Source organism: Serratia sp. CMO1 (assembly GCF_015689115.1).
GTDB classification, from domain to species: Bacteria; Pseudomonadota; Gammaproteobacteria; order Enterobacterales; family Enterobacteriaceae; genus Serratia; species Serratia marcescens.
On record NZ_CP065032.1, the window covers coordinates 1,975,361 to 1,988,340 of the forward strand.

13 protein-coding genes are annotated in these 12,980 nt (G+C 61.4%); 7 read left to right on the plus strand and 6 right to left on the minus strand.

Annotated elements, in window-relative coordinates; all coding sequences use genetic code 11:
- Positions 1-26 precede the first annotated feature (26 nt).
- The 3 genes from IT763_RS09440 to IT763_RS09450 all read left to right on the plus strand — a co-directional run bounded on the left by IT763_RS09440 (position 27) and on the right by IT763_RS09450 (position 2,203).
- A complete protein-coding gene (locus IT763_RS09440; protein ID WP_341480248.1) occupies positions 27-584 on the plus strand; it encodes an S-type pyocin domain-containing protein in 558 nt (185 codons plus the stop codon).
- Positions 581-853: a hypothetical protein gene (locus tag IT763_RS09445; protein WP_206195366.1), complete on the plus strand. Its 273-nt coding sequence runs from the start codon at positions 581-583 to the stop codon at positions 851-853. Before IT763_RS09440 ends, IT763_RS09445 begins: the two co-directional genes overlap by 4 nt.
- A 261-nt stretch (positions 854-1,114) precedes the next feature.
- Positions 1,115-2,203 carry a malate/lactate/ureidoglycolate dehydrogenase gene (locus tag IT763_RS09450; RefSeq protein ID WP_164052998.1) on the plus strand — a complete coding sequence of 363 codons (1,089 nt, stop codon included), beginning with the start codon at positions 1,115-1,117 and terminating at the stop codon, positions 2,201-2,203.
- Positions 2,204-2,243: 40 nt separating this feature from the next.
- Here IT763_RS09450 and IT763_RS09455 read toward each other — a convergent pair whose 3' ends face one another.
- The 3 genes from IT763_RS09455 to phoP all read right to left on the minus strand — a co-directional run bounded on the left by IT763_RS09455 (position 2,244) and on the right by phoP (position 5,584).
- On the minus strand, positions 2,244-3,365 hold the full coding sequence (locus IT763_RS09455) for a cupin domain-containing protein (protein ID WP_004941161.1): 1,122 nt from the start codon (positions 3,363-3,365) through the stop codon (positions 2,244-2,246).
- 84 nt (positions 3,366-3,449) lie between these two features.
- Positions 3,450-4,907 (minus strand): two-component system sensor histidine kinase PhoQ, encoded by a 1,458-nt coding sequence (gene phoQ, locus IT763_RS09460; RefSeq protein ID WP_028128045.1) that lies wholly within the window; start codon positions 4,905-4,907, stop codon positions 3,450-3,452.
- Positions 4,908-4,912: 5 nt separating this feature from the next.
- Positions 4,913-5,584 (minus strand): two-component system response regulator PhoP, encoded by a 672-nt coding sequence (gene phoP, locus IT763_RS09465; RefSeq protein WP_004941169.1) that lies wholly within the window; start codon positions 5,582-5,584, stop codon positions 4,913-4,915.
- Between the two features lie 378 nt (positions 5,585-5,962).
- Here phoP and IT763_RS09470 point away from each other — a divergent pair, with 378 nt between their 5' ends.
- Entirely contained in the window at positions 5,963-6,982 is a 1,020-nt protein-coding gene (locus IT763_RS09470) for an ADP-ribosylglycohydrolase family protein (RefSeq protein ID WP_016928074.1), read from the plus strand.
- A 4-nt stretch (positions 6,983-6,986) separates the two neighbouring features.
- Here IT763_RS09470 and IT763_RS09475 read toward each other — a convergent pair whose 3' ends face one another.
- Positions 6,987-7,751, minus strand: coding sequence for a GntR family transcriptional regulator (locus IT763_RS09475; RefSeq protein WP_033640605.1), 765 nt, complete (start codon positions 7,749-7,751; stop codon positions 6,987-6,989).
- A 138-nt stretch (positions 7,752-7,889) separates the two neighbouring features.
- Between IT763_RS09475 and IT763_RS09480 the strand changes: the two genes are divergently transcribed.
- From IT763_RS09480 to IT763_RS09490, 3 genes are all read left to right on the plus strand, one after another.
- Positions 7,890-9,404: a PLP-dependent aminotransferase family protein gene (locus IT763_RS09480; RefSeq protein WP_016928072.1), complete on the plus strand. Its 1,515-nt coding sequence runs from the start codon at positions 7,890-7,892 to the stop codon at positions 9,402-9,404.
- Positions 9,405-9,520: 116 nt separating this feature from the next.
- Positions 9,521-9,973: a GNAT family N-acetyltransferase gene (locus tag IT763_RS09485; protein WP_049300649.1), complete on the plus strand. Its 453-nt coding sequence runs from the start codon at positions 9,521-9,523 to the stop codon at positions 9,971-9,973.
- Between the two features lie 15 nt (positions 9,974-9,988).
- A complete protein-coding gene (locus IT763_RS09490) occupies positions 9,989-10,693 on the plus strand; it encodes a GNAT family N-acetyltransferase (RefSeq protein ID WP_028128046.1) in 705 nt (234 codons plus the stop codon).
- Between the two features lie 51 nt (positions 10,694-10,744).
- Here IT763_RS09490 and purB read toward each other — a convergent pair whose 3' ends face one another.
- Together purB and hflD are read right to left on the minus strand one after the other, a co-directional pair.
- Positions 10,745-12,115: an adenylosuccinate lyase gene (purB, locus tag IT763_RS09495; protein ID WP_206195367.1), complete on the minus strand. Its 1,371-nt coding sequence runs from the start codon at positions 12,113-12,115 to the stop codon at positions 10,745-10,747.
- Positions 12,116-12,137: 22 nt separating this feature from the next.
- On the minus strand, positions 12,138-12,764 hold the full coding sequence (gene hflD, locus IT763_RS09500; protein ID WP_016928068.1) for a high frequency lysogenization protein HflD: 627 nt from the start codon (positions 12,762-12,764) through the stop codon (positions 12,138-12,140).
- Positions 12,765-12,980 lie beyond the last annotated feature (216 nt).

Sequence of the window (12,980 nt, forward strand, 5' to 3'; positions counted from 1 at the left end):
GCACCGGCATTAGGCAGCCGGACAGCATCGTGGTCACCACCTTCCCGGCGGATGTGGTGCAGGATCTGCAAGACTTTATCCTGTGGCAGCCGGATGCGCTGGAAACCGGAGTTGAAGCTGTCTATGTGATGGTGAGCAAGCCCTATGGTGAAACCAACGCCAGGGGCAAATACAGCGGTCGTGAATACAACACCAATAAAGCTGGAGGCCCCATCCAGAATCTGGATTGGAAAGGGGCCAGCATCGACCGTGCCGGCGTGGATAAGGTGAAGCTGCATACTGGGCGTTTTGCAGAGTCAGACGCTAACAAAGTGATGATCGGCCGCCTGGAAAAGATCCTGAAGGGAGAACTGTACCCCTCCGATACGGACAGGCGGTTTTATACACATGAGATCAGGGAATTGGAGCGTTATCGCAATTTGGGTATTAGAGATGGTTCTGTGCCAGATAATCAAGGGGAAGTGTGGAATAATACGCATACTGCGACGTTGGAAGATTATCAATTAGGCAACAGCGAGGCTTTGCTCTATACGCAGGAGGCTTTGGACGCGGCTGAACAACAAGAGTTGAGGATGCTAAAATGATTGATTTAGAACGCTTGGCAAAAGAAGAAAAAATATCTGACGTCATTACCTTTTTGGTGAGAAATGAGGGTGGGTTTGGTTATCCACAAATGGATCGATTCTTTAGTCGCCATAATTTCACAGTAACAGGGAATGGTGAATTCAGGCGGGTTTTCGAACAGTTACGTCAGAATGGCGTTATTGAATGGGGTGACAAAATGCTTGTTAAAAAAGGCCCCAACTGGAAAGAGCCGAAATTCGTAACCGAGAAAAAATACGGTATCGAATAGCCGTGATTATGGTCTGATTCGTGCATTTTTAACCCCCAGCAAACGAAATTTTGTTGGGGGTTTTCTTTTTGGCTGACGGGGGCGCCATAACGCAAGCCTTTTGCCGATTGGCTAAAGTAGCGGCGCCCGCTCTTTTTGTCGCCTGGGCTAACGTGCGGATACTGTAGTTAAAACGGGACGCTTGCGATTATCATAATCGCTTGCCGAAACAAGGCGTTGCTCATAGTGTGGAGGTTCATCCCTACGCATAAGGACCGCATGATGAGCACCGAATACCGTATCGCCAGCCCACATTTGGCGCAGTTCGTTCAGGCGATTTGGCGCCAGGCCGGCAGCACGGCACGCGAAGCCGAGCTGGTGGCCGATCATCTGGTGCAGGCCAATCTGGCCGGGCACGACTCGCACGGCGTCGGCATGATCCCCAGTTACATGGCATCGTTGGCGCAGGGGCAATTGCAGCTTAATCAACATGCCGAGGTGGTGCGCGACGCCGGCGCGGTGCTGACGCTCGACGGCGCGCGCGGCTTCGGTCAGGTGGTGGCCAGCGAAGCGATGGCGCTGGGCATTGAACGCGCCGGCAAGCTGGGCCTGGCGGCGGTGGCGCTGCACAACGCGCACCATATCGGCCGCATCGGCCATTGGGCGGAGCAGTGCGCCCGCGCCGGTTTTATCTCGATTCACTTCGTCAACGTGGTGGGCGATCCGATGGTGGCGCCGTTCGGCGGCAGCGATCGCCGCTTCGGCACCAATCCGTTCTGCGCCATTTTCCCGCGGCCGGGCCGCACGCCGCTGCTGTTGGATTTCGCCACCAGCGGCATCGCCTTCGGCAAGACTCGGGTGGCCTATAACAAAGGCTTGTCGGTGGCGGCGGGCTATCTGATCGACGAACACGGGCAACCGACTACCGAACCGAAGGTGATGCACGAAGCGCCGTTCGGGTCACTGTTGCCGTTCGGCTTGCACAAAGGCTATGCGCTGGCGGCGATGTGCGAGATCCTCGGCGGCGCGCTCTCCGGCGGCCGCACCACCCACGACGCCACGCTGAAAGCCGACAGCGACGCCATCTTCAACTGCATGACGACCCTGATCCTCGATCCTCAGGCCTTCGACGCCCCGCAAATGCAGGCCGAGGCCGAAGCGTTCATCGGCTGGGTGAAGGCGTCGCCGCCGAGCGGTGAACAGCCGATCTCGGTGCCGGGCGAATGGGAGGAGGCCAACCGCGCGGCGCGGCTGGAGCAGGGCATACCGATAGACGCTAATACCTGGCGGCAGATTTGCGCGGCGGCGGAGCAGGCGGGCATGGCGGATGAAGCGCTGGCCGGCTTTCGCGCGCAGGCGCGGCAGGCATAAAAAAGCCACCCGGCAGGGTGGCTTGTGCGCGTGACGGCAATCAGTCGTTAAAGTACCAATAGCCGCTGTTGACCAGCGCGGTCAGCAGCGCCAGGAATGACGGATCGTCCACCGCGTCGCCGAGCAGGGCGGCGTCGACGCTGAAGTGCTGGCACAGGGCGTCTGCGGCCTGCAGCTGGTCGGTGTCGATCAGCTCGCCGTTGACGAAGCAGCGATCGCCGACGCGCAGCACGCGCAACCCGCCCAGGCGCTGCAGCGCTTCACCCTGTTGCAGCAGTTCGTAGATTTCCCCGGCCTGATACGGCGGCTCCGGCGGCGCCAGATCCAGCTCGTGGCGCGACTGGGAGATAAACTCGCCGAACCAGTGCTGGAAGTGCTCCGGCTGTTGCACCAAATCCAGCATCATCTGCCGCAAGGCGTCCACTTCCTGCGGCAGGATCTCCGCCGGGTGTTCGCGCAGTTTAACGTCCGGATCGCCGTAGCGCTTGCTGCCGAGCTCGCGCGCCAGCACGTAGTCGGCGAAGCCGCTCACCAGCTCGCGGCCGTTCGGCGCGCGGAAGCCCACCGAGTAATTGAGCGCGTTTTCCAGCGCGTAGCCTTCATGCGGGAAGCCCGGCGGAATGTAGAGAATGTCGCCCGGCTCCATCTCTTCGTCGATGATGGCGTCGAACGGTTCGACCTGCAGCAGATCCGGGTGCGGGCAGTGCTGTTTCAGCGGCGTTTTTTCCCCGACGCGCCAGCGGCGGCGGCCGGTGCCCTGAATGATGAACACGTCGTACTGATCGAGGTGCGGGCCGACGCCGCCGCCCGGCACCGAGAAGGAGATCATCAGGTCATCCATCCGCCAGTCCGGCAGTTGGCGGAACGGGCGCATCAGCGCCGCCGAAGGCTCATGCCAGTGATCCACCGCCTGCACCAGCAGCGACCAGTTGTTTTCGCTCAGGTGGTCGAAGCTCTCGAAGGGGCCGTGCGCAACCTGCCAACGGCCGTCCTGGTGGCTGACCAGGCGGCTGTCCACTTCGTTTTCCATCGCCAACCCGGCCAGCTCATCCGGGGAGATCGGATCGATAAAGTTTTTGAAGCCGCGCTTCAGAATCACCGGACGCTTTTGCCAATAACGTTGCAAAAAATCGTTCCAGTCCAGATCTAATTGATAATCCATGTTCTATTCCAGGATAGGGGAGTGAGCCTGAGTGCGATTATAACGGAAGTTTGGCCCCGTGGATCGGGGCCGCAGCGGCATAATTTATTCGTTGTGGTGGGTATCGTGCTGGCGGGCGAAAGTGACCTGCATGCGCGCGCCGCCGAGCGGGCTGTCGCTGATGACGATTTCGCCGTCGTATTGCTCGATGATCTCCGCCGCCACCGACAGGCCAAGGCCCTGGCCGGGGCGCAGGGTGTCCACCCGCTGGCCGCGCTGGAAGATCAGCTGGCGCTTGCTTTCCGGGATGCCCGGGCCGTCGTCGTCGATGACGAGGATGAGATTTTTCTCTGAGTGCAGCGAGGTGATCTCAACGAACTCCAGGCAGTATTTGCAGGCGTTTTCCAACACGTTGCCCATCACTTCCATAAAGTCGTTCTTCTCGCCCATAAAGGTCACTTCCGGCGAGATGTCCAGCGTGATCACCACCCCTTTGCGCTGGTAAACCTTGTTCAGCGCCACCACCAGGCTGTCGAGCAGCGCCGGCACCGAGTGGATCTCGCGCGTCAACACCGTTTGGCCGGAGTTGATGCTGGCCCGGTGCAGGTAGTAACCGATCTGCTGCGAGATGCGCCCGATCTGATCCAGCATGATCGGCTCGGCTTCTTCGATGGTGGTCTGCTTGCCGCTGCGCAGCGAGCGCAGGGTGCTTTGCAGCACCGCCAGCGGCGTTTTCAGGCTGTGGGTCAGATCCGACAGGGTGGTGCGATATTTGGTGTAGCGCTGGCGCTCGTTACGCACCAGAATGTTCAGATTGCGCACCAGCCCGCGCAGTTCGCTGGGCGGGTTCTCATCCAGCTGATCGCGCTCGCCGTTCTCCAGTTCGCCAACCTGATTGACCAGCGCCTTGATCGGCCGCAGGCTCCAGTAGGCCGCCAGCCACAGCAGCGGCACCACCAGCAGCAGGTTGGCCAACAGCACGTAGCTGAACCACTCCCACACCACGTCGGATCGCTGCAGCTCCTGCGGAATGCTGTCAACCACCACGATGGTCAGCGCCGGCAGGCGAGGCGTGGCGGCATAGGTGTTGACCGCCACCGAGTGGGTCAGCGCGTTCTGATCGGTATCGTCGTAATTCTTCAGCTGATCCTGCGCTTTGGGGTTGTCCCCCAGCACTTCGCTACTGACGCGGGTGTCGGTGTCGATTTCGTAGAAGCCGGACTCCTCCAGCCATTCCTTGTTGATCAGCTTCTCGAGCTCCGGCACCTTGCGCTGGCTCCACAGCAGGTTGCCTTTATCGTCGTAGATAAAGACCAGCGTCGGGAAGTTGAGATCGAGATCGGGGGGAATGGCGATGGTGAGTTTGTTGTCTTTCCACTGCGCCAGGCTGAAGAACAGGTTGCTCTCGCCGCGCAGCAGACGGAAGGCGGTTTTGTCGAAGCTGACGATATAGCCGACGACCGCCACCAAACCGTAAGAGAGCGACAGCGCCAGGATCACCCCGGCGGTCGCCATCAGGAAGCGGGCACGCAGCGAAAACGGTTTTTTATTCTTGTTGAACATCATGTTCACTTCGCGTCAAAACGATAGCCCTGGCCACGTACCGTGGTGATCACTTCATGCGGGTATTCTGCCTGCACTTTCTTGCGCAAGCGGCCCATCAGCACGTCGATGGTGTGGCTTTCACGCAGTTCGGCGTCCGGGTAGAGCTGCAGCATCAACGAATCCTTGCTCACCACCTTGCCGGCGTTGCGGATCAGGGTTTCGATGATGGTGTATTCAAAGGCGGTCAGCTTGATCTGTTGATCGTTGACGCTCAGTTCGCGGCGCGACAGATCGATCTGGAACGGCGGCAGCACGATCACCTGCGAAGCCAGGCCGCTGTTGCGGCGCATCAGCGCCTGCATGCGGGCGATCACCTCTTCCAGGTGGAACGGCTTGGTGACATAGTCGTCGGCGCCGGCTTCCAGCACCGCCACTTTGTCCTGCCAGCTTTCGCGGGCGGTCAGCACCAGGATAGGCAGCTTGGTCTGATGGGCGCGCCAGCGGCGGATCAGGCTCAGGCCGTCTTCACCCGGCAGGCCGAGATCGACGATGGCGATATCCGGCGCGTGTTCCTGCAGGAAATAATCGGCTTCCTTGGCGTCTTCGGCCGCGTCGACCTGATGGCCCATCTCGCGCATCTGAACGGAAAGGTGGTGACGCAGCAAACCATTATCTTCAACAACCAGTACTCGCATGGCGAACTCCTGTGACTATGCGGGTGAACATCCTGTCACCCACGCGATAAAAGGGAACACGCTCCGCGGCGTGTCAGGGAATAACGCGGCCACCTGAACCATTTTGACAAAAAGTGCTGAGGCTATGGTAGGTATAACCCGCCCGGCCCGCAAGAGAGCCGAAGCAATGTATTAAAATAAGCGTTATCAATTTGTTCGCCGACATTATCGACAAGCTCTGATAAACGTCGGATAAACAGCGGCGGGGCAACATTAAACGCAACTTAAACGCGCCGGGCATTGCCCGCGAAAGGGAAGTGTGAGCCGGGCGCTTGATAAGCTTTAAAGGTACTAATAAGGTATTATTGAGGCAACGGCACATTTTCTCAGGAGCGACGGATGAAGCAGTTAACCCAGGCAGAACGCATAGCGGGCGCACTTTACGGACAGATGCTGGGCGACGCGCTCGGCATGCCTTCCGAGCTGTGGCCGCGCGAGCGGGTTAAGCGCCATTTCGGCTGGATAGACGGTTTTCTCGATGGGCCGGCGGAGAACTCGGCCGCCTGTTACTTCAAGGCCGGGCAATATACCGACGATACCGCGATGGCACTGGCGCTGGCCGATGCGCTGCGGGAAGCGGAAGGTGAGGTGGTGCCGGCGCTGATCGCCCGCAATGTGATCCGCTGGGTGGACAGTTTTGACGCCTTCAACAAGAACATTCTCGGCCCCAGTTCCAAACTGGCGTTGAGCGAGCAAAAAGCGGGCACGCCGATCGCCGAGTTGGAAAACAACGGCATCACCAATGGCGCAGCAATGCGCATTTCGCCTTTGGGCTGCGTGCTGCCGTCTGCGCCGCTGGAGGATTTCTGTCAGCAGGTGTGGCTGGCCTCCAGCCCGACGCACAAATCCGACATCGCCGTCGCCGGTGCCGTCGCGATCGCTTGGGCGGTTTCGCGTGCGGTGGAGGGCGCGGACTGGGCCTCGATTCGCCTGGCGCTGCCGGGCGTGGCGGAGTATGCCCAGCGCCGTCAGGTGACGACGTTCAGCCCCTCACTGGCGGCGCGCATCGAGTTGGCGTTTCAGGTGGTGGATGAGGCCGCCGATCCCGAGCAGGCCTCTGAGCGGATATATCAACTGATTGGCGCCGGGGTGAGCACCATCGAGTCGGTGCCGGCGGCGCTGGCGATGGTGCAGCTGGCGCAAACCGATCCTACCCGTTGCGCGGTGCTGTGCGCCAATCTGGGCGGCGATACCGACACCATCGGCGCGATGGCCACCGCTGTCTGCGGCGCGCTGCACGGCGCCGGTGCGATGGATCCTGCCCTGCTGGCGGAGTTGCAGCGGGTGAATCCGCTGGACGTTGAGGCGTATGCCCAAGCGTTCGCGCGTTTTCGCCGCCGCCGGCAGGGCGAGGCGTGACGGATCAGCTTTCGCTGGTAAACTCGTACATGTCGCTGCGGCAGAAGCTTTCGCTGTATTCGATCGGCTTCTTGCGGTGGTCGAACAACGTCTGGCGCACGATCAGCAGCGGCATCGGTTCGGATAGCTGCAGCGCCTGGCGGATGTCGTCGTCGGCCATCGCCGCGCTGACCTGGCTGCGCAGCGAGCCCATCTCCACATTGTTGCGCCGGAAGTAGTCGTACAGCGAGATGCCAATCTCGTCGACGTTGGCAATCGCCGCCGCCACCACGTAGGACACCGCCACCGACATCGGCCGCCGATCGATAAAGTGAATGCGCTTGAGTTGGTAGATCGGCGCTCCAACCGCCAGCCGGAGTTTTTCCGCCAGTTCGGCGCTGGCCGGCACCCGCTCGCGGCTGATCCATTGCGTATCCGGCTGACGCCCCTGTTGCGTCGCCTCGCGCGAGAACCCTTTGATGTCCGCTAATGAATAGCGCAGCTTCGGCGCGGGCCGTTGTGGCTGGATGAAGGTGCCGTAGCCGCGTGAACGGCCGATGATGCCGTCTTGCTCAAGGCAGGCCAGCGCTTTGCGCACCGTGATGCGCGAGATGCCGAGCCGTTCGGTAAACAGGCGCTCGCTGGGCAGGAAATCCCCCGCGTTCAGCAATCCTTGCTCGATAGCCTGGCGTACCGAGGCGTTAAAGCGCAGATATAACGGCATCGCGCCCGCGCTGGCCAGATCCTGCAGCAATTTTTCCAGCAGACGCTGGTTGATCTCCTTGCTCATAGCTGACGGAAGTCCTGTAGCCGCAATGCGATGGCTTATTTAAGGGGATTTCGCCGGGCAGCGCAACTGCCGCCGCCGCTGGGAGAAATGAGGTAGAGTAGTGTGCTATCGCCCCAGGCTCGGAGAAACAGACTGCCCATGAGTGACACCCCACGACACGCGGACGACGCGGCAATCCTGGCAGCCTTCACCCAGCAGCGTCAGCAGGGGCTGACCCGACGTTCGGCGCTGCATCAGGCCCTGTTGCGGCTCATCACCGCCGGGGAACTGCCGTGGCGGGCGAAGCTGCCGCCGAGCCGCGCGTTGGCGGCCCGGTTGACGGTGGCGCGTGACACGGTGGAACAGACCTACGCGCGGCTGGAGGCGGAGGGGTTTATCAGCCGAACGGTGGGGCGCGGCAGCTTTGTGCGTTATCGCTGCGATACGCTGCTCGGCCGTGAACTGCTGGCGACGCAGGCAGGCCAGGAGGCGCGGCTGGCGGAACGCGAATTAAGCGATCGCGGCCGGGCGTTGCTGGCGGTCAGCCATACGCCGCACACCAGCCGCCAGGCTTCGCTGACGCCCTCGCTGGCGGATCTGCGGGCGTTTCCCATCGATTCATGGCTGCAGTGGGAAAAGCAGGCGCTGCGGCGCCACGGCGAGCGGCTGTTGGGGTATGCCGATCCGCAGGGCTTGCCGGAACTGCGTGCGGCGATCGCGCACTATTTGCAGCGGGAGCGGGGCGTCAAGGCGTCGGCGGAGCAGGTGATCGTGGTCACCAGCTCTCAGCAGGCGCTGGCGCTGTGCACCCAGGTGCTGTTCGATCCCGGCGATGCGGTATTCGTCGAAGAGCCGGGCTACCAGGGGGCGAAAAAGCTGGTGCAGTCGGCGGGGCTGCAGGCGCGGCCGATCGGCATCGATGAGCAGGGGATGGACGTCGGGCAACTGATGCACGCCACGGGCGGCGGGCGGGGCGTTTACATCACGCCGTCCCATCACTACCCGCTGGGGTATTCGCTGAGCCTCGAGCGGCGTCTGGCGCTGTTGCAGTGGGCCCAGCGTCGGCGGGCCTGGATCATCGAAGACGATTATGACGCCGAGTTCAACTACGATCGACAAACCAAGGCGGCGCTGCAGGGGCTGGACAGCGGCGGGCGCACGCTGTACATCGGTACCTTCAGCAAGACGCTGTTTCCGGGGCTGCGCATCGGCTTCATGATTGCGCCGCCGCAGCTGGTGCGGCCATTGGTCGCCGCCAGGCAGTTTCAGGACGGCTACACGTCGGCGCTGGCGCAGATGACGCTGTTCCACTGCTTGCATGAGGGCGGCTACGCCGAGCATCTGCGCAATATGCGCACGCTGTACAAGGCACGGCTGGATGTGCTCTACGACGCGGTGCAACGCCATCTCGCGCCCTGGACGCACCCGGCCTTGCCGCAGGGTGGGCTGCAGCTGGTTTGCCCGTTGGCGGATGCGGCGACGGAGCGGCGGCTGGTGGCGGCGGCGGCCGAACGAGGAATACGGTTGTACGGCCTGGCGGATTTCTACACCGGCGCGCCGCAGCGCGGGGCGCTGGTGCTCGGTTTTTCGGCCTATACGCCGGACGAGATCGTGCGCTTTATCGCCACGCTGGCGCAGGTGTTCAACGCGCTGCCGCGGGAAAGCGGCGGTTAAAATTGGTCTGCTCGGCGTTTTGAATTGGTCCGTATTACGCCGCCGCTGCGCGGTGTATCCTGCCGCTATTCGGTTATTTCCCTAATGGAAATAATATCTTAACCCCGTGAGGCGCTATGAACCCATCAAATCGTGAAGTGACCATCCGCAGAATCAATGGCGACGACAGAGCGCAATGGCTGGCGTTGTGGCAGGGCTATCTCGACTTTTACCGCGCCGACGTGGCGCCGCAGGTGACCGATCGCACCTTCGAACGGTTGGGGCAGGATGAACAGGTGTACGGGCTGGTGGCGGAGGATGCCGACGGCCGGCTGCTGGGGCTGATGAACCTGGTATTCCATCCGTCCACCTGGAGCGCGATGGGCTATTGTTATATCGAAGATCTCTATGTGTCGCCGCAGGCGCGCGGCCATAAAGTGTCGGAAAAACTGTTCGAACAGGCGTATCGACTGGCGGAGGCGCGCGGCAGCGATCGGGTCTATTGGATGACTCAGGAGTACAACGCGCCGGCGCGTTCGCTGTACGACAAAATCGGCAGAAGAAGCTCGTTTATCGTTTATACCCGTTAACCGCAGGAGGCGCGTATGGCAATGAATCGTTATGGTCAGCCGATTGGCGAACCGATGCCGGATTGGCAGCCGGCTCGTCGCCCGGGCGGCGCAACGCTCGGCGGGCGTTTCTGCTCGCTGGCGCCGCTCGAGCCGCAGCGGGATTACGCCGCGCTGTACGACGCTTTCCAGCTGGCGCCGGACGGCCGCGACTGGACCTATCTGTCTATCGAACGGCCCGACACGCCGGCGGCGATGCTGCTGCATCTGGAGACGCTGCAGGCCAACCCGACGCTGGTCAATCTGACGGTGTTCGATGCCGCCAGCGACGCGCCGGTGGGGACGGTGGCGCTGATGCGCATCGACGAGGCCAACGGCGTGCTGGAGATCGGCCACGTCAGCTGGTCACCGTTGATGAAACAGCGTTCCAGCGCCACCGAGGCCATCGCGCTGCTGCTGCGTTACGCCTTCGACACGCTGGGCTATCGCCGCTGTGAGTGGAAGTGCGACAGCCATAACGCGCCATCGCGCCAGGCCGCGCTGCGCTTTGGCTTCCGTTACGAGGGCAACTTCCGCTTTGCGGTGATCGTTAAAGGGCGCAGCCGCGATACCGACTGGTTCGCCATCACCGCTGACCGTTGGCCTGCGGTGCGGCAGGCGTTTGAGCGTTGGCTGAGTGCGGACAACTTCGATGCGCAGGGGCGGCAGATTGCCCGGCTGCAGGTGTTGCGCGGCGAATAATAAGCAACAAGGCGGCCCGCGGGCCGCCTTGTCGTTGTGGGTCTAACGCGTTTACTTCAGCTCGTCGACCAGGGTAGTGGCGCGGCCGATGTAGTTGGCCGGGGTCATCGCCTTCAGACGGGTTTTCTCTTCTTCCGGCAGCGCCAGGCCATCGATGAACGCCTGCATGCCGGCGGCGTCCACGCGCTTGCCGCGGGTCAGTTCTTTCAACTTCTCGTAAGGCTTCTCGATGCCGTAGCGGCGCATCACGGTCTGGATCGGCTCGGCCAGCACTTCCCAGTTGTGATCCAGTTCGTCCAACAGGTGCGCCTGGTTGACTTCCAGCTTGCTGATGCCCTTCAGGGTGGCCTGATAGGCGATCAGCGCATAGCCCAGGCCCACGCCCAGGTTACGCAGCACGGTGGAGTCGGTCAGATCGCGCTGCCAGCGGGAAACCGGCAGTTTACCCGCCAGGTGGCCCAGCACGGCGTTGGCCAGGCCCAGGTTGCCTTCGGAGTTTTCGAAGTCGATCGGGTTGACCTTGTGCGGCATGGTGGAAGAGCCGATTTCGCCGGCGATGGTCTTCTGCTTGAAGTGGTTCAGGGCGATGTAGCCCCAGATGTCGCGGTCGAAGTCGATCAGAATGGTGTTGAAACGCGCTACGCAGTCGAACAGTTCGGCGATGTAGTCATGTGGTTCGATCTGCGTGGTGTACGGGTTCCAGGTGATGCCGAGCGAGGTCACAAACGCTTCGCTGAACTGATGCCAGTCCACTTCCGGGTAAGCGACGATGTGGGCATTGTAGTTGCCGACCGCGCCGTTGATTTTACCCATGATCTCCACGCGCTCCAGCTGGCGGTACTGGCGCTCCATGCGGTAAGCCACGTTGGCGAACTCTTTGCCGACGGTCGACGGGGTTGCCGGCTGGCCGTGGGTGCGCGACAGCAGCGGGATATCGCGGTATTCCTGCGCCAGCCCTTTCAGCGCGGCGATGATCTTGCGCCAGTAAGGCAACACCACGTCCTGACGGGCGCTTTGCAGCATCAGCGCATGCGACAGGTTGTTGATGTCTTCGGAGGTGCAGGCGAAGTGGATGAACTCGGACACCGCGTGCAGCGCAGGCACCGCCGCCACTTTTTCCTTCAGGAAATACTCGACCGCTTTCACGTCGTGGTTGGTGGTGCGTTCGATGGTTTTGATGCGCTGCGCGTCTTCTTCATTGAATTCCGCGACGATTTTGTCGAGGAAAGCGTTTGCGTCGGCGTCAAAAGCGGGAACTTCCTTGATTTCTGCGCAGGCGGCCAGTTTTTGCAGCCAACGTACTTCAACCTGTACGCGGAATTTCAGCAGACCGTATTCGCTGAAAATGGGGCGCAGTGCGCTGACTTTATCACCGTAGCGTCCATCAACGGGGGAAAGGGCGGTCAGTGAGGATAATTCCATCGGTAGCAACTCCTGGGATCGATTAACAATGAGCAACGATATTTTGCGCCTGCTTGAACAGACGATTACGGGAAAACATTAACTGCAGGCGGCTGCCGCCGACCTGTTGCCACAGCACGGCGGCGCGAATGCCGGCCAGCAGCGTGGCGCGCACCTTGGCCTGCACCTGCGGATTCTGCAAGATCGCCGGCGAGCCGGTCACCTGAATGCGCGGCCCGAGCGGGCTGACCACGTCGACGTAAATGCCGGCCAGCGCGCTGATGATGGTGTCTGACTCAAGATCGAAGTGCGCCAACTGGCGCTCAAGCTGGCCGAGGCGTTCGCCGAGCGTGTTCATCGCCTGTTTGTTGGCGTTGAGCTTGCGCTCCAGCACCATCAGGCTGATGGTGTAGCGGGTCAGTTCCGCGCCCGGCCCTTTGTTGTTGGCATTCAGCACGCCCATCAGGGTTTCGAGGCCGACCATCAAATTGCGTTCTTCGCCGCCGAACACCGCCAGCGTGGAGGGCGGATCCATTTGCAGCAGGCTTTTCAGCGAGGTCTGAAACGCTTCGCGGTCGCATTGCCCTTCATGGGCCAACTGCTGAACCAAACGCGCCGACTGGCTGATGCCCGCCATGGCCAGCGTGATGTCATAATAATTCTTCGCCACGATGACTCCTGTAAACGCGGTGAACGGTACATGGCTTACTGCATAAGGTTGTGTGTATCGCAGGGGCAACGGCGGCGGCCGCGAACGGTAACGCTCGGGCGTGGCTGTAACAACGATGACAACGAATGCCGCGGATCATGCCACAAAATCGAGGGTAAACCCAGCGTCTAATACGTCTGTGACGAGGCGGAGGCGCCGTGCGGCGCAGAACTGCGC